The following is a 21,628-nucleotide window of genomic DNA, read 5'->3' as shown; positions in this document are numbered from 1 at the left end:
CAAAAATGGAAAACTTTAACCAGCACATCAAAGAGATGTCGCAGCATTTGAACATAAGCAAGGAAGAAGTTCATAACCTGTTTCTGGATCTGGCAGACGAATTTTTAATGGATTATGCCGGTAATGCAAATGCTGCTAAAATCTGGAAAGCAACACCTAAGTTTTGGTTGTGGTGGCAGCAAATGTGGCGAAACCGCGATAAGATGATTCTGAAGCGATACCCTGAACGGTTAACCGGTAAAAATACATTAAGCCTTTATTCGGTATGGCAAAATCCGAAATACAACGACATAAAACCAACCTGTGTGGTTTACGAAGCCTTTATACGCACTTTAAAACAAAAGAAAATTTTACTTAAACAACTCATATAACCATGGAATTACAACAAATTGAAAAGCTGCTGAAATATTACAACAACAGTGAAATAAGAGTAACTAACGATATGCATCCGCACTTTAATGCTGTAGGAGATGTGATTGGGGGTGAAGAATCAGGACTTAAAATAAAACGTTTCGATACCCAGCAAATCTTTCTTGTACAGGCCGCCGATATTAAGATTACCAAGCGAAAATAAACCCTGAAATATCGATAATATACAATTAACCTGATAAATATAAAGAAAATGCAAAACACATCAATCAACATTAACGAATTAAGCACTGCCCAACTGGAAAAATTACTTGCAGATAAAAAGAAAGCTGAAAAACAGCAGCGCATGGCAGAAAAAGCTGCCTACGAAAAAGATAAAGACAGCACTATCGAAGTACTCTGGGATGAAGCCAATGAACTGGCACTGGCCACAGCAAGGTTTAAAAATAAATTGCATACCATTATGGATCTGCAGGCCGAGAAACTGAACCAATATGGTGGCATTAGAGGTAATAGCAAAGGAGGTTTTGCAATTGTACATAGCAGTGGCGCTAAAAATATTACTCGTCGTAGAGATACCGATCGTTTCTGGGATGAACGTGCAACAAAGGCTGTTGGTTTAATTAGAGATTTTTTGAGTGATACCGTGAAAAAAAGAGACGCTCAGCTTCATGATATTTTAATGAGCTTCCTCGAGAGAAATGTTAAAGGTGATTTAGAATATGCCAAAGTAATGGACCTGCTTAAACATGAAGACAAATTTAACGATGTGCGCTGGGTAAATGGTTTACAACTGATTAAAGAAAGTTATAGCCAATCGTTTAAAGCCTTTGGTTACGAATTCAAAAAAAGAAATCAAACTGGTAAATGGGAGAGCCTGAGCCTTAATTTTTCAAGTCTTTAAACCCGGCTGTAATGAATAATACAACTACTAAAATCATACCTTCCGTTTTAGCATTTGGAATCATCTTTATTATTGGTATGCTTATAGACTACCTGAGCCGGAAAAAGGCATTAAAAATTACTGAAGGTATAGATGATACCTAAAATACAAATGGCTTTAAAAACAGCATATAAAATGCATTTACAAATTCACACATAACAATAAATCACATTTAATAAATTAATACCATGGCAAAACAGCAATTTAAATTACGGAACCAGGATGTTAAAACCTATTTCGACGATTTGTGCAGGAAATACCCGGAGTGGCGGTTAGATGCCCTTGAAGAGAAAACGGCACAACGTTTCTACATTAGTCCGCGTACAGTTAGGGCAATCTTAAAGGGCGAAGGCAATTACGCCCTTTAAGTGTTGTTTAAATCAGCTTTAAACCACATTAAGGCATGTATCATCGCTAAACTGTTCATGCCCTTAAGCCAAATTTTTAAAATTCAATCGGCTATTCTAAAGTAATTTTCTTCGTTGAGTATTTAGGAGCAGTTACTTTATAAACCATAGTCGAAAAAGTAAGTTTATAGATCGAAATATCTACAACACCGGCTTCTTCATCCTCAATTACATTTTCTTCTGCTAGCTGTTGCAGGGCGGTAAATGAATTGCCCTTTAAAAATTGCAGCCCATCTGCAATATGATCAATCAGATCAATCTCTGCCAATCCATCACTATTTCCTGTAGTACCCAGAATATGGTCAGCAAAACCATCTCTGGTATATAGTTTTACTTCAACTGTGGCAATCCCTTCTTGTCGGTGTTCCACCATAGTGGTCCATTGTATTGGTAAAATTTTAATCAAACAGGCGGTATGGTAATGAGTATAATTTTCGTTGCCTGGGCCAAACTGTTTACGGTGTAAATCAACATATTCAATCCCTGTTATAGCGGTAAGTTTATCTCTTACCGCCAAAAATAATTCCTTCCGTGGTGTCATAATTTTTGTCTCTTTTTAAGTGGTTTAACACAATGCCCTGTATTTATAATGGCATTGTGTTGTGCAAGTGTTTTTGCGATAAGCATCATTAATAGGTAGCCTCTATATGTAAACTGTTCTCGTCAGTAAACCTCAGCTCCTTTACCTTCATCCTATCGTATTCAAAATTCTGTTTGGCCTCAATCAGCATGGCCGTTGCATTCTCTCCGTTTAAGAGGTTTAAAATGCCTACCCCAAGTTCAGGGTATTGCTTGTACTCGCCTTTTTCGGCGATTAGAATGTGTTTTTGGTGCAACTCGTCTGAGAAGCCTACAAGGAAATCTCCTTGTTCCAATTCTAAGTCTGTGTTAAATATTAAGTCTTGCATGTTTTAATTATATCAGCAAATCTCTATCAAATTTAAGTCTTCGTGAAAACAGGAATCAGGCATTGTAGGCACACTTTACAAGGCTTGTTAAATAAAATACAATGCCTGATACCCAATTTTTTTAGCCCCCAAAATCGTTGCAGTTTTGTCCTAACAACGGGGGATAAACACATCAACTCCCGATAAAAATCAAAGAGAAAAATGGCAGACTGGATTAATGTAGCTCAAAAACAAATAGGCGTAGAAGAGTATCCAAAAGGAAGCAATGGCGGTAAACAAGTAGAGGTTTATTTAAAAGCGGTTGGGTTAGGTAAGGGTTACGCATGGTGTATGGCTTTTGTGTATTGGTGCGTGCTTCAGGCTTGCACGGCAAAAGGAACAAAAATGCTACTGAAACGTACCGGCGGTGTAAACGATCAGTATATCGCCTGCAAAAACTTAGCCGTAAGCACACCTCAGGCGGGTGACATATTTATCATGCTTAACCCGAACGGTACCGGACATACCGGCTTTGTTGAAAAGGTACTCGATAATGGGATTATACAAACCATTGAAGGAAATACAAATGCCGACGGATCGAGAGAAGGATATCAGGTGGCCAGACGTACCAGAAATATAAAAACCATTAAAGCATATATCAGATTAAATGGAGCGGTTTAAAATAGTTTTTTTCGGGTTGATTGTACTTTGTTTGCAGGTGGCTTGCCGAACCAGGCAGGTTGCCACAAACGAGGTATCAAAAACCAAAACCATTACACGGGTAAAACGCGATACCATTATAAAAACAGATCCGGACAGCAGCTTCTATAAGGCATGGATTGATTGCATTAATGGCAAACCCGTTCTCAAACCGAACAGCGAAACAAAAAAGGCAGGTAATTACCTCCATGTTCCAAATGTAAAAATAGAAAGCAACGATCTGAGTGTAGACTGCTATGCAGTTGCACAAAAACTATTTAAAACCTGGCAGCAGGAATACATAGAAGAGCACGAAACAGTATCCACTATAAGGTCCCCCATTCATGTGTCGAAACCTTTAACGTGGTGGCAGAAAATACAGATTTATCTGGGAAGGATAGCGCTTTTACTCAGCGTGGTGTACCTGGTTTATCGCTTAATCAAACAAAAATTAAAAATAAATTAAATAACGTTAAAATGAATTTACCTTCAGTAAAATTTAACATTCAAAACGGCGGTTTATTACAACAGCCAGCAACAAGCGATAAAGTTATCGGCCTTATTGCAACCGGTGTAGCCGTAACAGGAACTTCGGGCCTAACACTTGATACCTCGTATCAGTTATTCAGTTTAAGCGATGCAGAAAACATCGGAATTGTAGCAGGCGGTGCCAACGATTTTATCTACAAACAGTTAGAACAGTTTTATACCGAAGCTGGCCAGGGTGCCGAGTTATGGTTAATGCTGGTGTCGGCAGCAACCACTTATACCGAGATGCTCGATGTAACCAAAGCACACGCTAAAAAATTACTTGCCGATGCAGGTGGCGCAATTCGTGTGTTGGGTGCTTTGAAAAAATCGACTGGTAGCGAAGTAGCTGTAGAAGGCTTAGATAGCGATGTGCATACTGCAGTAGTTAAAGCGCAGGCTTTGGCCGACTATTACGCTGAAAAGTATATGCCTGTACGTGTAATTATTTCTGGTAACAATTACAGTGGAACCATTGCCGATTTAAAAGATTATACCACAACTGCATTTAACAGGGTAGCCTGCCTTTTGGCCAATACCGATGCCACTAAAGTAGCTTCAGTTGGTTTAGCATTAGGTCGCTTGGCAAAAACACCTGTACAAAGAAACCTTGGTCGTGTAGCCGATGGTGCAGTAGAAAATCTTACCGCTTACTTTACAAATGGCGAAAAGGTAGAAAGCCAGCAAGATGCCTGGGATGCCGTTTATAACAAGGGTTACATCTTTTTAAGATCATTTGTAAGTAAGAGCGGTTATTATTTCAGCGATGATTTAACCTTAACCAGCGAAACAGACGATTTTAACAGTTTAGCACGTGGTTTGGTATTGGATAAGGCTATTATTTTAGCCTACGCATCATTAGTAAATAACTTATTGGATGAGGTTGAAGTTGCAGCTTCAGGCGCAATCCATCCGGCAGTTGTAAAAAGCTGGCAAAGTCAGGTCGAAAATGCCCTAAACACCATGGTTGCCGCTGGTAACTTATCAAATGCAGAGGTTTATATCGACGAAAATCAGAACATTTTAAGCACAGGCATTATGCAGGTTGTAATCAGATTACAGCCAGTTGGTTATGCTAAGCAGATTACCGTAAACATTGGTTTTACCACAACAATTAATAACTAATATGACTTTTGGAAGTAAACAATATTCGTGGAGCGATGTAAGCATCGCCATAGGCGGAAAAATTATCAACGGTGTAACGGAGGTAGAGTACACTGTAAAGAAAGAAAAAGAGGCTCTTTACGGCCGTGGCTCTGATCCGCACGCTATTTTAAGTGGTAAAAACACTTACGAAGGGAAGCTGGGCATTTGGCAGAGCGAACTCGAAAGTTTGGTTCAATCTGCACCCAACCGCGATGTATTGTCACTAAAATTTGATGTAGTGATTACCTATGTACCAGAAGATGGTGGTGCTATTGTAGTTGATATTCTTAAAAACGTAGAATTTACGGAAGTAAAGAAAGCCATGAAACAGGGCGATAAAAATATGGTGGTAGACATGCCGATCGTTTTCACAAAAATTAAAACCCAACAATAACCCAATCATGAGTAAAGTTACAACCCAACAGATTGCTGACTGGAAAAAACAGCATACCGACGTGTATAAAATGCCTATCGATGATAAGGTATGTTATTTAAGAGCACCACTAATGGTAGACTGGAAAAGGGCATTTACGATTATGCAGAAAAGCGGCGACGTAGGTTTTGCCGAAGAAATGCTGGCCACCTGCTGGTTAGGAGGTGATGAAGAGATCAGAACAAAAGACGATTATTTTTTATCAGCGCGTAAAGAAATCGCCTCCCTGTTTAATTATTCGGAAGCAGTTGTTTCTCCTGTTGAGAACAAAAGCTCTAAAATTACAATCGACGAGTTTAACTGTGTTGTAAGGGTAATTACCAGGGAAGATTTGAAACTTGCAGATAAGAGAAATCCATCCAATAAGCCTTTTGTAACGCAAGAAGCCCTGTTTGATCTGATTTGTACCGAAAAGGATGAAGCATTTAATGATAAAAACAATGCAAGTTTAAGGTTCCCCCTTTATCAGGCCATCGAAAATTTACAAAATCAAAAAGCTGCTCAGCTAAAAAAGCTTTAACCGAGGCTGTCGTTGATCCCGACGACACCTCAGCTTACTCATTAGCTGAAATTAGTGTAAGGCTAGGTGACGCTTTTTTGAAATATTACATGCACATTCAAAGCCCTTCCTCTCTCTCTGATGAGGAATGGGCTGAAGAATTGCAAAACTTACACTACATCAGACAACAAGAAGCCGAGGCTTCAAAGCCCAAATAATAAATGAATCCAATTGAATATCTAATTAATCTAAATGACCAGAGCAGCCCTGCTTTAAACAAAATTGCAGAAAGCGTTGGATTGGTTATCGCTCAACTCAGAATAATTAGTGTTGAGTTAAAAACGATGGTGGAAAAAACAACTTCAAGCGTTGTAAACATCTCGAGGACGACAATGACAGCTGTTGCTTTCGGAGCCCAGAACTCTATTGCTGGGGTGAGGCAAACCATAGAAAGAACTGAATTCCGTTTTGAAAGCTTTTCAAAATCTATAAAAAAAAGAGCAACAAGTTTAAAAGAATCTATGTCATCCCTTTCTCTAAAACAGGAAGATTTATCAGAATCTAGCCCGGCAGTATCAGCTATAAGCGAAATTGGGAAAAAGATTTTGGAGTTAACCCAACAATATGATGGTTTCAAAAAAAACTTAAGCGAAACCTTTCAGTCTAAAGAAATTGGTGAAGAAGCCATGAATGCCATTACACAGTTTGTAACCAATTCTCCTTCTCAACTAGCAGATGTTGTGGGCGCATTCGATAACCTGGCGAAAAACGGAATTAATCCCACTTCTGCAGAGCTGATGTCGCTTGGAGATCTGGCTGCCGTTAAAGGTAAAAAGTTTGAAGATGTGGGTTCTGCATTATTAACAGCACAAAAAGGTGATTTTCAAGCCCTCAAGCAATTTGGCGTAGAAGCCAGCGCATCAGGAGATAAAGTGCGCCTTTCATTCAATGGTGTAACCAAAACGGTCGAAAATAATGGCCAAGCAATGAAAACAGCACTTGCTGAATTTGGGAATATGAATGGCGTTGCAGGTGCTATGGAAAAGGTTGGTAACTCAGTTGATGATATTAGCAATTTAAAATTTTTGTTAGAGTTTATCCCGGTAATTTCAAGGGCTTTCGAAATCTTGCAAAATGTGATTCAGCCGGTGATCAATTCTGTTTGGAATTTTTTAAGAATAATGCTTGGTTTGGACGAAAGCAGCAATGGGGTTTCGGTTTTTACCGATATCCTGACTGGAACCCTCTTTGTAGTCGACCTCATATCAACAGCGATTTCGGGTTTTATTGACCTGATATCACCACTTGCTCCCGAAATTTTTATGGTGGTAGGTGCAGTTATAGCATTAAATATAGCCATGGCGATGAATCCGATAGAATGGATCGTACTGGGGATTATTGCCCTCATTGCCATCATAGGTGTAGTGATTAAATATACCGATGGCTGGGGTAAATCATGGGAAGCATTAAAAACAATATTTACGCTGGTTTGGGATCAAATTGGTGCCGATTTCAATTTTGGTATTGATAATATGGTGTATGGTTTTAACATGATATATCTACAAGCCCGAAACGTAGTAGAGCAAATCGTTGGTACTTTCTCAAATCTAGGTGAGGCCATTGGAATGGCACTTGACGGCAATTTAACTGGCGCTATGGACAGGGCTTTTCAAGGAGTTAGAACAGAAGCCGGAGCCGAGATAGAAAGGCTTAGAATGGAGCACCAAACTCAAACAGAAGCATATTACCGGGGAACCGCTCAAAGGGTACAAAAGTTTGTTGGTGCAGTAAATAACCTGGGGATTTCTTTTGATGGAGAAAACTTTTCTAAAGATATTAAAAAAGTAGCGGGCGGGCTTTCTGGGGCTGGAAAAGATACCAGTTCTTACGACAAATTTGCCAGAGATAATAAAGGACCAAAAGATAATGGCGGAACTAATTCAGCAAATAAAAATGCTATAAGCGGTATTACTGGTGGCGGTACACAAACCTCTCACATCACCATCAACCTCGCCAAAATGCAGGATCAGATCGTAATCAATACCATCAATTCAGGCGAAGGGGCTACCAAAATGCGCCAGCTGCTCGAAGAAGAATTAAACCGTTTACTAGGATCAATTACACTAATGCAAACTGCGTAATGACATTAAATATTAAAGAATTAACGGCGCTGGCCCATTTGAGTTATATCGCTTCGCCATACCAAGGCTTTGATAAAAAGCTTAAAATGTTCAACCTGCCCGATATCAATAACATTGGCAGCACATTAGGTTCGCCTTATTTTATGCAGCTAAGCTTAAAAAGACAAAATGGTGAAATCATCACCTTGCCAAACGAACCGCTTGTTTCGATATCGTTGCAAAAAACGATTGTAGAAACAGCAACCGTTGGTGAGGGAAGAATAGGTACCGTAAAAGAGTATATCTGTACCGAAGATTATGATATCGAGATCAAAGGTGTTTGTATCGGAGAAGATGGGAGGTATCCAACTGAAGAGGTTAAAACCGTAAAAGATCTCTTTCTGGTAAACGAAGCCCTTGAAATACAGGAAAACAATTTTTTCGAGCTTTTTGGTATCAATAAAATTGTGCTTAAAAGTTTTAAACTCGACGAAATGGTTGGGCAGGAAGGAGTACAAAAATATACCATCAGTGCAGTAAGCGATATGCCTTTCTTCGCTGAGTTATCAGAAAGAGGCAAATTTATTAACGAATCAGTAACAAAAGCACTAAATAATGTTCGTCTTACAGGGGTACTTTGAAATAGGAATTTATAAGTTCAGGGTGATAAACAACATCGAAATTACTCGTTCGGTAGATGAAATTACCGATACCGCAGTAATTAAAATGCCAACCAAATTTTTGATTAAAGAGGGATCTGGAAAAGCAGTATATGTAGAGGAAGCAATCAAAAAAGGCGATCCCGTTAAAATCGTTTTGGGTTATGAAGATAAATTGGAAAGGGTAGAGTTTACCGGCTATGTAGACCGCATTAAATGCACTACACCGATAGAAATCTACTGCGAAGATGCCACCTGGTTATTAAAACGCAAAGCTGCTTTCTTTAGTGAAAGTAAAACTACTTTAAAAAAAGTACTCGAAAGCATTGTGAGTGGTACAGCTTTAAATCTTGCAGCGAATATTCCTGAAATGGCGCTGAATAAATACCTTATCAAGGATAAAAATGGCGCTCAGGCCCTGAAACAGATTAAGGATGAATTTAAAGAGATCTATAAAATTTACCTCAATGATAAGGGCGAACTGTACTGTGGCCTGCAGGAGTTGAACAATGTAAACCAAAAGGCCAGCTATGATCTTAACTATAACATCATTGAGAATAAACTCGAATTTAAAAGTGGCGATGATAGAAAGGTAAAGATCATTTGTGAAGGATGCGCCAGGGATAATAAAAAGATAACGGCTACGCGCGGAGATAAAGACGGAGAAGAATTTAAGTTCAACAGCAAGGTGGTTACCGATCAACAGTCGATAGATAAGCTGGCAGACGAATACCTGAAAATTGCAAAATATGGTGGCTACAGCGGAGACATCACCAGTTTTTTACTTCCCGTTGCCGCACCCGCAATGGCTGTCGAAATTTTCGATAAAAAACACCCCAATCGTGAAGGGAAATACTTCATAAAAAAAGTAGTAACTACTTACGGTACGGGTGGCGCGAGGCGAACAGTGAGCATTGGCAATAAACTAACCACCAACAAAAAGTAATGATTGAAGAGATCGCAAAAAAAATAAAACTGCTGGGCAAACAGGATACCGATACCACCATCATGATAGTAAAGACAGTGGATAAAAAAGAAGGTACCTGCACCTGCGATGAAGGTGGAATTTTACATACTGATGTAAGGCTCTCTGCCATTATTGATGAGAAATTGCAAAAATATTACCTCTTTCCAAAAGTGGGCAGCACTGTGTTGGTAACGCCTATCGATGCTGATTATAACATGCAGTTTATATCGGCAATAAGCGAGCCGGAAGAAATGGTTTTACAGATCGGGGAGGTAGTTTTTGAAATCAATAAAGACGGTTTTTTACTGCAGAAAAATAACGAAACGCTAAAAGCCCTGATGATTGATTTAATCAAAGAAATTAAAGCAATGAAGTTTACAACCAATGCAGGCCCTACTATCGCCCTGGTAAATACACCGCAGTTTTCTGCTATAGAAAACCGTTTCGAACAATTTTTAAAAGATAATTAAAATGGCTTTAAACAAAAACAGATTAAAATCTAAAATCATAGCCGCTTTTGAAGCAGAACAAACCGAACAGGAAGATTATGTAGCTAGTTTAGACCGAATAGCGGATAAACTTGCCCAATGCATGATTGATGAAATTAAGCAGTTAACCATCACCTATAACAGCGGTTTGCTTGCGCCAAACGGAGCAGTATCAGGCACCTTTAACACAACCTTAAGCTAATGGACGAATTTATTAAACAACATGTCGGCGAATTAATTACAGCAGTTATTGCCGCTTTTGGCGGCTGGTTTTTTCAACGGAATAAACAAAAGGCTGAGCTGCAGGCCAACGAAATCGATAACGCAGATAAAGTTTTAAGGTATTACAGGGAAATGGTTGATGATTTGGGGCTTCGGCTTAAAGAGGCAATACTGGAGCTAAACAAAACAAAAGAAATGGTTAAAGAACTCGAAGAGAAAGTGGAAGCATTGACTGAGGAATTGAAAAAGCATAAAAAGTTAAATAATACGAATCATGACTAAGGAAGCCCTACATAATCAATCGGTTCTGGATTTTGTTCTTAATCATACTGGCAGCATCGCTGCGGCTATCGACTTCAGTTTCGATGCGGCTATTTCGATCACCGACGACCTTCAGGTTGGCAACAGTTACCCACTTAGCGGCGAGCTGCTGGCAGACTCCGATATTTTAAACTACTACATCAGTAATAACTATAAACCCGCAACAGCAACCCTTATTGATACCGATTACGGAATCGGAGAGATGAGGATTTTAAGCACTTTTATTGTAAGATAATGGCAAGAAGTATAGAACAAATTCAAAATGAAATTATTAGTGCTAAAGAAAGTAACTCCGATTTAGCCGAACTAACCAGTACCAGTAAAACAGCAGTTTGGAGACTGATAACCTTTGTTATAGCTTTTTCCATTTATGCTCTCGAAAAACTGTTCGATATTCATAAAGCAGAGACTGATGATAAAATCTCCTTGCTAAAACCGCATACTGCAAGATGGTACCGCCAAAAGGCACTGGCTTTTCAATATGGTTATCCCCTGGTTACCGATTCGGATGTTTACGACAATAGTAATGTTAGCGAAGACCAGTTGGAATTGAGCAGGATAGTGAAATATTCGGCTGTAACAGAATCAGATAACGGTACTGTAATTGTTAAAATCGCGACCGAAAACGATGGTGTACTGAGCCCGATAAGTGATGTGCAAAAAACAAGCTTTGAAACTTATATCCGTGAAATCAAGGATGCCGGGGTAAACATTAACACCATAAATTTTTTACCAGATAAACTGTATCTGAACATGACGGTTTATTACAGCCCGTTGATTTTGGATGCTCAGGGCAACAGTATAATAAGCGGTGGCAAGCCTGTAGAAGAGGCCATAACTCAATATCTTAAAGAACTGCCATTTAACGGCGAACTGATATTGGCGCATCTGGTCGATCGCCTGCAGGAAGTTGAAGGCGTTCTGATTCCACAGGTAGATAGTGCACAAAGCAGCTGGATCGAAGAGAACATCGATTCGTCTACTTATGGATCACCGGTAGCCATTATTGCCAAGGTTATCCCAACATCGGGATATTTTGAAGTTGTGAATTTTAATAATATAAAATATGTGGTATACGATAGATATAAATAAACTCGTCATCCTGCTTATTCCTACTTTTCTTAGGAAACCTGTCTTTGTGGCATGGTTACAGGCTTTGGTAGCACCTATTATAACGCTCCATCAGCAGTGGTACAATAAAAGGCTAGATAACCTGTATAAGTTGGCCCACAATGGTCAGGTGTGCCATTTGCGCGCCGCTTTGAATGATACTTTCGATCCCGACCAAAGAAGGATCAAGATTGCCAATGGGAATAAATATCAGCGAAGGTACATTTACACCAGTGGAGAACAGAAACAGAAATACTTAGGAATAAATTATCTGATGCAGGTAGGGGATTACGCTGATACCGGCATTGATTTTAGAGTTGTAGTACCTCAGGATTTCGATCTGGTAAACAATATATACCAGTTAAAAGCAATGATAGATTTTTATAAACTGGCGGGCAAACGCTATAATATTGAAAAAGAATGAATCAAATAAATTTACAGCAAACCGGTGGTTTCCCACTCGAAACAGATACACTGGATTTTATGCAAACCGCATACACAGCATTGCAGGCTATTGCTGCACTGGGTGGCGATAATTACATCTTATCAGGTTGTGCAACCACCGGAACCACGGTAGCCGATGGTTATATCGTAATTAACAATGAAGTATTACCTTTTAAAGGAGGTTTACTTCAAACTAATATTGTTATTCGTGAAGATAAACAAACACGCCCTTTTGAGAACGGACAGGTTAAAGATGTATTTTTTACCCGTTACGCCTCTTTCGGTACCGGAACAAATGCCATTGTCTGGGCAAGCTTGTCGAGGTTAAAGAATCTTGCTACATTTAAAGATCTGCCTACTCAAATAAGTTCGGCAATTGATTTCGATGGTGCAGACACCCTGGCCACCTCAAGAGCAGTAAAAACTTTAAACGATAAAATTAACAGCCAGTTTCCTGCAGGAGCCATTGTAATATGGAGTGGTGCAATTAACGCAATTCCAACAGGCTGGGCATTGTGCAATGGTCAAAATGGTACACCAAATTTAATCGATCGCTTTGTTTACGGAGCTGGTGGATCCCGAGCTGTTGGTCCCGGTATCGGTGGTTCTGAAACCCATACTTTAACTATTGAGCAGATACCAGCACACCATCATCAACTCATTGGTGGAAATATCGGGCAAAGTTATACCGCTGACCGTGGTAGTGGACGAAACTCAGTAGATGCGACTAATCCTTTTACTACAGATACAGGGGGCGGTATGGCACATAACAACATGCCTCCATTTTATGTACTGGCTTACATTATGAAACTCCAAAACGGTGGATTCATAGTTGACATCATATAATGGAGAAAAATAATTAACACCAGCGCAGGCATTTGATATTATTTATCAGGCTACTGCAGCCTTACCATTAAGCCGTGCAGACAGTCGCTTATAATATCATGCCTTTAAGGTATTCGCGCAATTGTTGCCAGAGGAAGAACAAAGCGCATTTCAAAACTGAAACACCGAAATAGATGTATCGCATTTCTCAAAAAAATAAAAATGGCAAAACAAACTTTAAATACAATAAAAAACTGGTTTAAAACCGGTTTAAAACCTACCCAACAACAATTTTGGGATACCTGGGATAGCTTTTGGCATAAAGACCAGGTGATTCCTGCAAGTTCCATCGAAAATCTGGATGTCCGTTTTGATGAAAAGGCTGATGAAGAAGCTTTCGAAACTCATCTTAGTGATCTCAACGCCCATAATATTGGCAATCTTTCGATACCTGCTGGTTCAACGAATACTTTAACGGGGAGTAGCACACGTGCGAACCTTTTTTACAATACCGGCGATCAGGTACTCTATATTCATGATGGGGTAGAATGGCGACCGGCAGTAGAGGCTGATTTAACTCAGTTTTATACTAAAGCAGAGATTGATACTTTGCTAGCTCAATCAGGTACTGGGTCAAATTTACAGATGGTTGCTACTAATGGAAACGTTTACAAGAACGACAAAGCATTTATTAGAGTTGAACAAACTGACGATTTTGGCTCTAATTATGCCGGATCAGGAGTGTCTATAATGGCACCCGATTATTATAATACCAATAAAGGTGGGATCAGATTTAACACTAAATATGGAACCGATCGGGAAGATGTAGTAATGCTTAGTCTTCCTGAAAATAGTCAGTCGGGGGCAACATATGGAGTTTATAATCTTTTATTACCTTTAAAAGACGGTACGTTGGTAACATCAGGAGATATAGGGGATAAAGCTAATTTGTTGGGCGGCAATACTTTTAAAGGGGATCAACGACTTGAAAGCAATTCAGCATTGGATGAATACAGCAGTTTCAGATTAGAAGATGTACATAATGGAAGTTATACTCAATTAACAAATAATGACTTGTCTTTTAGTAATAACAGCTTTATTTCTACAATTAATCAAACAGTTTTAACAGCAAACAGGATTCAGAATTTTCAGGATAAAGATGGCACTATAGCCTTGTTAAGTGATGTTACCGCAGCAGGTTCGGGCTATGCTAAACTATCTACCAGAAATGATTTTTATGGAGAGCAATATTTTAATGGAACTGGAATAGTTGCATATATTCTTCCTGGATTTTTTGGAACACTTAATACTAACACGTCATTAACATCTAACCTAAATCCTGATATATTATTCTTTGGAGACGGTTTAGGTAATGGTACTTCATACGCTTATGGTAAAATAACACACAATAAGTTTACATATACGTTGCCGGATACTGGCGGGCGATTGTTAGTAGATCAAAATTTAACTGATCAATTCTCAACTAAGCAGAATGTTCAAAAGGCTATATACTTTACGGCTTTTAACAGAATTATAGATATGTCTACAGACATAGAAATGGTTAATGCCAATGGCGGTAATGTAATTATTTCTTTACCAGAGTTGGCTGCAGGTGGCCTTTACCAAAACAGAGAAGTTACGATAAAGAAATATGATCCTAGTGGCAATACAGTTACCATTAATGCCTTTCCTGGAGACGATATAGAAGGGCAATCCAGCAAAGTTTTGTATAGTCAGTGGGATTATATAACGCTTGTGTCGGCTGGGAATAGTTATTGGATTATCACATCTTATGGAATTTCAGCACAGCCACTTTAAACTCACTAATGCATCTATATTTTATTTCACATCATAATCAAATAGATTATAAAATCGGCAGCAATATAGATGTCATCAATAATCAAATAAAACGGAATATTAAAAATCTGAATAACTGGATTAACTCAATACCTGCATCGCCTCAAATAATTAAACAATGGCAAAACAAACTTTAAATGCAATAAAAAACTGGTTTAAAACCGGTTTAAAACCAACCCAGCAACAATTTTGGGATACCTGGGACAGCTTTTGGCATAAAGACCAGGTGATTCCTGCAAGTTCTATTGAGAATCTGGATGCCCGTTTTGATGAAAAAGCAGATAAAGAAGCTTTCGAAGCGCATCTTACTGATCCGAATGCGCATGGTATCAATACGCTGATAAATATCATGAGTAGGCCAGCCCCTATTTATGCTAACAGAGATACGATATATAAATTAGAATGGACTACTGATAGAATAATAAAGTATGGAAAATACGCCCGTCCATTTGCAGTAATTAAGGTGCCAGATACTGAGGTGTGGAAACCTGTATTGGATTGTCGCATCGAGTACAATGATGATGGCACCACAAAGTTTATTGAATGGGATTTAGATGGCTATGAAGCTAAGATATTTGAAAATTAAATATTGCTAATAGGGTAAGATCAACAAAAAACCTTAGTTGCGTGAGCCGGCAAAGGTTATCACATATTTTGCCCAAACATAAAATATTGCTGAGCAATTGCTGTGGTGCAAATCTGCATACATAGGGCTGGTAAACTATCGCCCAAACTTACATTTAAAGTGTTCATCTTCAATACGCTTGCTGGGCCAACAAATCTAACTGTTGCATAAAGCAACAAAAACAATCTTTTTATTTTAAGCTAAAACAAATATGAAACAATTATTATTTTTAATTCTGCTATTGATAAATCTGACAGCAATAGCACAAAATCCCCCTCCATTGAAACAGCGCTCTGATGGCTCTTTAACTCAGGGAGATACCTATTTAGCAGTTCTTAAAGGTTTGCAAATTCCATCTGGAGCAGTCAATACCTTAACCGGTTCAGGAACCCGTGTAAACCTGTTCTATAACACGACTGATAACGTTCTTTATATCCATAATGGTGTCGAGTGGAAGCCCGCGATTGAAGCCGATTTAACTAAGTTTTACACTAAAGCGGAGGTTGACCAATTATTTGTAAACAATAGTAACAACTTTATAAAAAACAATCCGACATCAAGCGAAGGACAAAGCGCTGATATAAACATATCAGGAAGTTTAAAAGTCGGTGGTACAGCATCAACGAATATATCAAACGCATCTATATCGATGTCAACGCAAAGTGGTGGGGGCTCCATAAACTACAATGGTTTAGGTTTTGGAAGTGCTGAAGGGAATTTCGGATTGGATTACGGTTCGGTTAGAGGTGGAACCAGTGCAGGCACTTTTAGGCTAGACAAAGGAGGTATTGTCGCAAATGAAAGCGGCAAAAGTGTTAATTTGACTTCATCTTATTTATATCTAAATGACGCAAATATAAACAGGTCTGTAAACTTAAGTCCCTCAGACCTTTCTTTTAGAAACCCTGGAAATAAAACGTTAATTGTTCAAGGAGATGACATTCCACCTAATTCAATGATTAACATTAGTTGGCCAATAAAAACAGGCAGATTAGCTTTAGAAAGTGATTTTAGCCAATATGCTAAATTAATCGGAGACAATGCGTTTAAAATGGATTTCGATAACGGTTCAGGTTTGACATTGAGTTATTTAAATAATACAGATGGAGTTCCTCAAAAAACCTATTTACAACCAGGCTCGATTCTATTGCTATCCGACACAATAGGTGGTTCAAAACCGCCGTATTTGTCATTGACCCCAGATGGAGTATCTTTTGCTAAAGGGAATGCGTCTGCTAGGATATACGTATCTGATCCCCTAACAACTTCAAGAAGCATTATACTAAGAGATAAAGACATTACAGTCGCAGGATTGGAGGATTTAACGGATTACGCTAAATTAAATCAATCAAATACATTTAGCGGTACACAAAAAATATCCGATCAGTTATTAATCGGCTATCCATCAAATCAAGATGGTTCAGCTTTACAGGTTAATGGTAATGTTTATAGTGATGGCTACGGTTTAAAAAGCATTAATGGTCATCCTGGTGTTGGTCTTATTTACGGAGACTTTACGCAAGGTAGAGATTTTTTATTACAAGATAAAAGCGGAATCATTGCGTTAATGGATGATATCCCAGTTATGCCAGCAGCTGCGAAAACCTCTTTTACCACAGATGGTACAAGCAAGTATTATGAGTTAGGAGCAGCCGCCAACAATGTATTTTCTGGATATAATGGTTTTAACGACGGGTATGTTCCAACTTACGGATTTGGTTTGACTATAATGCAGAATGTTAATGATAGAAATTCTACACCATCATTTATAAAAAATGTAGCTCAGATAAAAGATGGCCAGGGCGGGACTGTTAGGATAATTTTTGAAACTGCACCGCCTGCGGGCATTACCTTTTATGTTTCGTGGTTACTCACCGGTTGGAGTGAACCTAATTAAAAATTATACTTTTTCAAATAGAAAACACATTGATCATTTAACGCATTTGCTTGTTAATAAAAGTGTTTTTTAATCATTTCTGATAGTACATCGATATCATTCATTGTAGGGTCATATAAGATATCAATCACGACATTATAGGCCTTTGTTGTTCGAATACCCACTGATTTGATAGATTATCTCTTAATAAGACAAATACAGTTTATAAGATTGTATTGATGATTTGGAAATAAGAACCAATATTAATAATAAAAAAGTTCTTTAGACAGGAGACGCATTACCTTTTACTAGGGGAACGCTTACAGGAAAGTTAAATATTAATAATGTAAATGATTTTCACATAGAATTATCCGGCAATAGAATTAGTTTTGGTACCGCTTTTAATTCTACTCATTACGGTAATTTAGGTAATTACTTCACCGCAACAAGTGGTTTTTTGGCTAAAATTGGCGCAGATATGAGGTTTGAGGGCATTGCTAATAAATACAATATCGGAATGTGGGGTGATCATTTGGCTGTATCTAGCAATAAAGGGGGGATAAGATTTATAGATGAAGATATTTATTCCTACGATCAGGGGAATATGAGGCATTTTTAAAAAGTAACACCTAAACACCGCAAAATTATCAATTATACCTAGGTGATAATAATAATCAAATGATTTTGATAACCTAGGTTTACGTGGATTAAACGATAATGCTTTTGAGGCAGGTATTAGAATGACAGGTGGTGGTGGTTGGGACATTAGCTATTCAGGTGCAGCTGTTAGGTTTTTTCAAAATAATGAGCAGATATTTGGTATGTCTGATCAGATTTACGGATATAAAGATATGACCTTAACCAATAATCTTACTGTTGCTAATGGTACAATAAATACCGGAGCACAAAAATTCATTTACGGATTAGGTGCACCTACAGAAAGTATTTTCAGATTTGCTGTTGTAGAAAACGATAGTAAAGAAGTTAAAGGCGTTTTGCCGAGTGCTATACCGTATTTTCTTAAAAATCAGTACGATAGTCAAGATGGTTTCTTGAAAATACTGGGGTAAATAACTGCAGGAGGAGGTATTATAATACTAAAATAGGGGATTACTATGCAGGAACTGGTAAGTTTACTTCTTTAGAAGCCACTGGACTCACACTTAATATGCCTGGAAATGTAGGGTTTGTAGTATATCCGTCAGGTTCTACTACTGCTATACAAGAATCATCCGCATTTAGGTACTAATCTCAGGTTGAAGGATTGTCTGATACTGACCCAGCACACGATTTTAAAGTATTTAACAATTCTGCCTTTCAGATCCGTAGGGACGGAAAGTTAAACGTTGTAACGGAACCTGCAAGTGCAACATCTAGGTTTACTCTACTGGTAAGGGATGATGCGACAGGTTAAGTTAAAAAAGTAACATCTGCAGAATTGAGGTCAATAATGGGATTATAATGGAGCACTTTTTAATCATAATAATGGGCATGCTAGGCATCCTCATTTACAACCTCTTTAAAGCCAAAGAGTACATTGCCAACAATACCTTTATATTGGCGATCTTCATAAAAGAAAACCTAGCAATCTGGCTTTGGGCATTTTGTGTAATTGTAGTGGCCACCTCGATTCTTTACATCGAACCCAATGCAAATGCAATAATTAGAAATCTTTCGGGTTTAGATTTAGCCAATACCAAAACAGGATGGCTTTTATTCGGGGCGGGTTTATGCGGCCTGTTCCGAAATGTAAAAAAGAAAAAAAGCACGGGTTAACCCCGTGCTTTTTTTGTGTGTTTAAATTTCAATACACAAATCGATTTTAAAATTTGTACAATTCGATTTGGCGATTACATGTAGTTCGAATTTCAGCATTACAAATTAAGATACAGATTAAAAAAATAGTGTAGAGTATTTTCCAAACCGCATTCAAAGCTTTTTGCTTTCCATTGATCCTTAGTGATTTAACCTCGTTTTTCCCTTCCGTTTTGATGAAAAATATTACACCAGAAAATTACGAAATAGATTTAAAATATTTTTGTCACTATATAGTGATATATCGTATATTTGTTCAGCTAAAGAAACATTGCAAATTGGCTATGTATCTCTGCATCATACCGCAAACTATATTAACCTGATCGAAATTGAAATGAAAAAAGCAATTCCACTTAACGAATTATCTGTAGAAGAATTATACAAGAAAAAACAAAGTATAAAAGGTGCTTTAATAGGACTTGGTGTGGTTATGATTGCTGCCTTCGCTGTTTTACTTTACCTGGTTTTTACGGCTAAAACACCAAAAGTACTGGCAGCAATTCCTATATCATGCTCATTAGCTTTGTTACCCGCTTTTATTAGCCTCACTCAAATTAATACTGAAATTAAAAATCGCGCCTCAAAAAGATAGTTGTTCCATGTCGCCAGATTGCCTGAATTGTGCTGCTCCAGTTACACATAATTACTGCCCCAATTGCGGGCAAAAATCTACCACACACCGTTATTCCATTAAACATTTCCTCGCCCATGATTTTGTTCACGGAGTCTGGCATATTGATAAAGGTATTTTATTTACCCTCAAAGCACTTTTCACACGGCCGGGCCACAGTGTCCGCGAATTTATCCAGGGCAAAAGGGTTCCGTATTTTAGTTTCGTTACGCTCATACTGCTTATCTTAACGGCATCAAGTCTCATTGCGCCATATACGCACGGTAGCATGTCTGATCTGATGCCCCAGGGAAGCAAGGCAATGATGAGTGAGATCGAAAAATTTATCTCCGACCATCCAAAGCTCATTCTCATTATTACCATTCCCATTTATTCATTTTTTACTTTTATCTGGTTCAGAAAAGCAAAACTTAATTATTCCGAGCACCTGGTTTTAAACTCTAACCGCATTATTGTCGAGTTAATTATTGGTTTGCTAATTTCGGTCGTCACTATTTTTTACACCAATAGTAAAGTGCTGGTATTGTTATATTTTGGCGCGGTAACCTTATTTTCATTTCTGTACAGCATCTGGTTCTATTACCAGTTTTTTTCTGGCTTTAACTATAGTAAAAAAGGATTACTTTTAAGAAGCATCCTTGTTCCTGCCTCTTACTACCTGGTGTCATTTTTAATTGGGGTAATATCTGCTATTATAAATCTGAAGCATTGATTATTTTTCATCTGCCTGTGAAAAATAATCAATGAATTGCTGAAATACCTCCTTTTACATTTTTAGTCCTTATCTTTGGCGCGAAATGTATAAAAGGCTTATCGTCATTTTGCTGTTAATTTCCCTTGTTGGATCCAATCTTTCCACTTATTTTGTATATGCTGGATTTGAAGTGAACCAAAAGCAGCTGGCTGAAAAGTTTTGTGTGAATAAAAACAGGCCCTTGATGCACTGCAATGGAAAGTGCTACCTGATGAAAAAGCTAAAACAGGCCGAAGAGAAAGAAAAGAAACAGGAGCGCGAAAGTCAGCGTGCAGCTTTTCAACTGGCCATGCCCAGTTCACCCGTTTCTTTCCATTTTACCCCTTTACGTCCCAAACGTCACTATTCGCTGGCTAAAATAGAAAGTCCCATTAGTTGTCATTTCTCTATATTTCAGCCACCAAAGCAAGCCTGTTAATATCCGGAATAGATTAATCATCTATTTCTGTTAAACTCTGATCTTTTTTTTGCAACTGCAGAATTTTGAGGTCAGAACGATAATAATATACAAGCGTTTGTAAATTCTTTATGAAATTTATTTTTTCTTACCTGCTGGCCATTATCGTATCTTGTTTATGGTTTTCCTGTAAGCAAGAGCAAGACTATAAAACGCTCCGGTCGGAAGTAGTTGCCAGGCACGATAAAGTAATGAATGATGCCGATCTGGCCAATGGTCAAAAGATGGTTCTCGATTCCATCTACCGGTCGGTTAAGTCTTCCGGCAATAAATCTGATGTTTTGGTTGATTCGGTCGCCTTAATTGAGGTGATTGGCGGGATAGAGAAAGCCAATAATCAGATGGAAAGCTGGATGAATCATTTTGACCCTGATATTTCGGGAAAAAGTGAGGCAGAGGCAATAGACTATTTTAAGGTTGAGCTGAAAAAGATAAATAATCTCGACAGGCAGTTTAAGGCGGCAATTGTTCGTTCAGACCGCTATCTCGATAGTCTTCATATTGAAAAAAGAAAAGCGCTGCATTAACAGACTTTATTTTCAGGGA

The 21,628-nt window shown here is 38.3% G+C and carries 31 protein-coding genes; 29 read left to right on the top strand and 2 right to left on the bottom strand.

Going from position 1 to position 21,628, the window contains the following annotated elements; all coding sequences use genetic code 11:
• Positions 1 to 5 precede the first annotated feature (5 nt).
• From ACTJKC_RS24840 to ACTJKC_RS24820, 5 genes are all read left to right on the top strand, one after another.
• Positions 6 to 371 (top strand): hypothetical protein, encoded by a 366-nt coding sequence (locus ACTJKC_RS24840; RefSeq protein WP_440796299.1) that lies wholly within the window; start codon positions 6 to 8, stop codon positions 369 to 371.
• Positions 372 to 373: 2 nt separating this feature from the next.
• Entirely contained in the window at positions 374 to 574 is a 201-nt protein-coding gene (locus ACTJKC_RS24835) for a hypothetical protein (protein ID WP_440796298.1), read from the top strand.
• Between the two features lie 48 nt (positions 575 to 622).
• Complete coding sequence (locus ACTJKC_RS24830; RefSeq protein ID WP_344849626.1) at positions 623 to 1,273, top strand: DUF3164 family protein; 651 nt, start codon at positions 623 to 625, stop codon at positions 1,271 to 1,273.
• 11 nt (positions 1,274 to 1,284) lie between these two features.
• Positions 1,285 to 1,416 (top strand): hypothetical protein, encoded by a 132-nt coding sequence (locus tag ACTJKC_RS24825; protein WP_440796296.1) that lies wholly within the window; start codon positions 1,285 to 1,287, stop codon positions 1,414 to 1,416.
• An 84-nt stretch (positions 1,417 to 1,500) separates the two neighbouring features.
• On the top strand, positions 1,501 to 1,680 hold the full coding sequence (locus ACTJKC_RS24820; RefSeq protein WP_025143062.1) for a hypothetical protein: 180 nt from the start codon (positions 1,501 to 1,503) through the stop codon (positions 1,678 to 1,680).
• 91 nt (positions 1,681 to 1,771) lie between these two features.
• Here the strand turns inward: ACTJKC_RS24820 and ACTJKC_RS24815 are convergent, their stop codons facing one another.
• Together ACTJKC_RS24815 and ACTJKC_RS24810 are read right to left on the bottom strand one after the other, a co-directional pair.
• Positions 1,772 to 2,260: a hypothetical protein gene (locus ACTJKC_RS24815; protein ID WP_344849632.1), complete on the bottom strand. Its 489-nt coding sequence runs from the start codon at positions 2,258 to 2,260 to the stop codon at positions 1,772 to 1,774.
• Between the two features lie 88 nt (positions 2,261 to 2,348).
• Complete coding sequence (locus ACTJKC_RS24810; RefSeq protein WP_025143060.1) at positions 2,349 to 2,627, bottom strand: hypothetical protein; 279 nt, start codon at positions 2,625 to 2,627, stop codon at positions 2,349 to 2,351.
• 201 nt (positions 2,628 to 2,828) lie between these two features.
• Here ACTJKC_RS24810 and ACTJKC_RS24805 point away from each other — a divergent pair, with 201 nt between their 5' ends.
• The 24 genes from ACTJKC_RS24805 to ACTJKC_RS24690 all read left to right on the top strand — a co-directional run bounded on the left by ACTJKC_RS24805 (position 2,829) and on the right by ACTJKC_RS24690 (position 21,609).
• Positions 2,829 to 3,287, top strand: coding sequence for a CHAP domain-containing protein (locus ACTJKC_RS24805; RefSeq protein WP_344849634.1), 459 nt, complete (start codon positions 2,829 to 2,831; stop codon positions 3,285 to 3,287).
• On the top strand, positions 3,274 to 3,771 hold the full coding sequence (locus ACTJKC_RS24800) for a hypothetical protein (RefSeq protein WP_440796293.1): 498 nt from the start codon (positions 3,274 to 3,276) through the stop codon (positions 3,769 to 3,771). Before ACTJKC_RS24805 ends, ACTJKC_RS24800 begins: the two co-directional genes overlap by 14 nt.
• 11 nt (positions 3,772 to 3,782) lie before the next feature.
• Positions 3,783 to 4,958, top strand: coding sequence for a DUF2586 family protein (locus ACTJKC_RS24795; protein WP_440796291.1), 1,176 nt, complete (start codon positions 3,783 to 3,785; stop codon positions 4,956 to 4,958).
• Position 4,959: 1 nt separating this feature from the next.
• Positions 4,960 to 5,373: a hypothetical protein gene (locus tag ACTJKC_RS24790; RefSeq protein ID WP_344849640.1), complete on the top strand. Its 414-nt coding sequence runs from the start codon at positions 4,960 to 4,962 to the stop codon at positions 5,371 to 5,373.
• Positions 5,374 to 5,380: 7 nt separating this feature from the next.
• Complete coding sequence (locus ACTJKC_RS24785) at positions 5,381 to 5,932, top strand: hypothetical protein (protein ID WP_440796290.1); 552 nt, start codon at positions 5,381 to 5,383, stop codon at positions 5,930 to 5,932.
• Between the two features lie 200 nt (positions 5,933 to 6,132).
• Positions 6,133 to 8,052, top strand: a complete 1,920-nt coding sequence (locus tag ACTJKC_RS24780; protein ID WP_440796288.1) for a hypothetical protein — start codon at positions 6,133 to 6,135, stop codon at positions 8,050 to 8,052.
• Positions 8,052 to 8,672 carry a DUF6046 domain-containing protein gene (locus tag ACTJKC_RS24775; protein ID WP_440796286.1) on the top strand — a complete coding sequence of 207 codons (621 nt, stop codon included), beginning with the start codon at positions 8,052 to 8,054 and terminating at the stop codon, positions 8,670 to 8,672. The genes ACTJKC_RS24780 and ACTJKC_RS24775 overlap by 1 nt, the downstream gene beginning before the upstream one ends.
• Complete coding sequence (locus ACTJKC_RS24770; RefSeq protein ID WP_440796284.1) at positions 8,647 to 9,636, top strand: hypothetical protein; 990 nt, start codon at positions 8,647 to 8,649, stop codon at positions 9,634 to 9,636. The genes ACTJKC_RS24775 and ACTJKC_RS24770 overlap by 26 nt, the downstream gene beginning before the upstream one ends.
• A complete protein-coding gene (locus ACTJKC_RS24765) occupies positions 9,636 to 10,127 on the top strand; it encodes a hypothetical protein (RefSeq protein WP_440796282.1) in 492 nt (163 codons plus the stop codon). The genes ACTJKC_RS24770 and ACTJKC_RS24765 overlap by 1 nt, the downstream gene beginning before the upstream one ends.
• Position 10,128: 1 nt before the next feature.
• On the top strand, positions 10,129 to 10,347 hold the full coding sequence (locus ACTJKC_RS24760) for a hypothetical protein (RefSeq protein ID WP_344849649.1): 219 nt from the start codon (positions 10,129 to 10,131) through the stop codon (positions 10,345 to 10,347).
• The gene (locus tag ACTJKC_RS24755) at positions 10,347 to 10,649 is read left to right on the top strand and encodes a hypothetical protein (protein ID WP_344849650.1); all 303 of its coding nucleotides are present in this window, start codon (positions 10,347 to 10,349) and stop codon (positions 10,647 to 10,649) included. The genes ACTJKC_RS24760 and ACTJKC_RS24755 overlap by 1 nt, the downstream gene beginning before the upstream one ends.
• Positions 10,642 to 10,923, top strand: a complete 282-nt coding sequence (locus ACTJKC_RS24750; protein WP_344849652.1) for a hypothetical protein — start codon at positions 10,642 to 10,644, stop codon at positions 10,921 to 10,923. The genes ACTJKC_RS24755 and ACTJKC_RS24750 overlap by 8 nt, the downstream gene beginning before the upstream one ends.
• On the top strand, positions 10,923 to 11,780 hold the full coding sequence (locus tag ACTJKC_RS24745) for a hypothetical protein (protein WP_440796279.1): 858 nt from the start codon (positions 10,923 to 10,925) through the stop codon (positions 11,778 to 11,780). The genes ACTJKC_RS24750 and ACTJKC_RS24745 overlap by 1 nt, the downstream gene beginning before the upstream one ends.
• On the top strand, positions 11,755 to 12,222 hold the full coding sequence (locus tag ACTJKC_RS24740) for a hypothetical protein (RefSeq protein WP_440796277.1): 468 nt from the start codon (positions 11,755 to 11,757) through the stop codon (positions 12,220 to 12,222). The genes ACTJKC_RS24745 and ACTJKC_RS24740 overlap by 26 nt, the downstream gene beginning before the upstream one ends.
• Positions 12,219 to 13,088 (top strand): hypothetical protein, encoded by an 870-nt coding sequence (locus ACTJKC_RS24735; RefSeq protein ID WP_440796275.1) that lies wholly within the window; start codon positions 12,219 to 12,221, stop codon positions 13,086 to 13,088. Before ACTJKC_RS24740 ends, ACTJKC_RS24735 begins: the two co-directional genes overlap by 4 nt.
• Before the next feature lie 201 nt (positions 13,089 to 13,289).
• The gene (locus tag ACTJKC_RS24730; protein ID WP_440796273.1) at positions 13,290 to 14,885 is read left to right on the top strand and encodes a hypothetical protein; all 1,596 of its coding nucleotides are present in this window, start codon (positions 13,290 to 13,292) and stop codon (positions 14,883 to 14,885) included.
• 157 nt (positions 14,886 to 15,042) lie between these two features.
• Positions 15,043 to 15,510, top strand: a complete 468-nt coding sequence (locus ACTJKC_RS24725) for a hypothetical protein (RefSeq protein WP_440796271.1) — start codon at positions 15,043 to 15,045, stop codon at positions 15,508 to 15,510.
• 250 nt (positions 15,511 to 15,760) lie between these two features.
• Positions 15,761 to 17,446: a hypothetical protein gene (locus ACTJKC_RS24720; RefSeq protein ID WP_440796269.1), complete on the top strand. Its 1,686-nt coding sequence runs from the start codon at positions 15,761 to 15,763 to the stop codon at positions 17,444 to 17,446.
• 719 nt (positions 17,447 to 18,165) lie between these two features.
• Positions 18,166 to 18,495 (top strand): hypothetical protein, encoded by a 330-nt coding sequence (locus ACTJKC_RS24715; protein WP_440796267.1) that lies wholly within the window; start codon positions 18,166 to 18,168, stop codon positions 18,493 to 18,495.
• A gap of 421 nt (positions 18,496 to 18,916) precedes the next feature.
• The gene (locus tag ACTJKC_RS24710; RefSeq protein WP_440796265.1) at positions 18,917 to 19,201 is read left to right on the top strand and encodes a hypothetical protein; all 285 of its coding nucleotides are present in this window, start codon (positions 18,917 to 18,919) and stop codon (positions 19,199 to 19,201) included.
• A 373-nt stretch (positions 19,202 to 19,574) separates the two neighbouring features.
• Positions 19,575 to 19,832: a hypothetical protein gene (locus ACTJKC_RS24705; RefSeq protein ID WP_440796263.1), complete on the top strand. Its 258-nt coding sequence runs from the start codon at positions 19,575 to 19,577 to the stop codon at positions 19,830 to 19,832.
• A gap of 7 nt (positions 19,833 to 19,839) precedes the next feature.
• Positions 19,840 to 20,583 (top strand): DUF3667 domain-containing protein, encoded by a 744-nt coding sequence (locus ACTJKC_RS24700; RefSeq protein ID WP_440796261.1) that lies wholly within the window; start codon positions 19,840 to 19,842, stop codon positions 20,581 to 20,583.
• A 253-nt stretch (positions 20,584 to 20,836) separates the two neighbouring features.
• Complete coding sequence (locus tag ACTJKC_RS24695) at positions 20,837 to 21,043, top strand: hypothetical protein (RefSeq protein WP_440796259.1); 207 nt, start codon at positions 20,837 to 20,839, stop codon at positions 21,041 to 21,043.
• A 110-nt stretch (positions 21,044 to 21,153) separates the two neighbouring features.
• Positions 21,154 to 21,609, top strand: a complete 456-nt coding sequence (locus ACTJKC_RS24690; protein WP_440796257.1) for a hypothetical protein — start codon at positions 21,154 to 21,156, stop codon at positions 21,607 to 21,609.
• Positions 21,610 to 21,628 lie beyond the last annotated feature (19 nt).

Origin of the sequence: Pedobacter sp. 22226 (assembly GCF_052045455.1) — a bacterium.
Lineage (GTDB): Bacteria > Bacteroidota > Bacteroidia > Sphingobacteriales > Sphingobacteriaceae > Pedobacter > Pedobacter jeongneungensis.
This window is presented reverse-complemented; position numbering and strand designations above follow the sequence as displayed.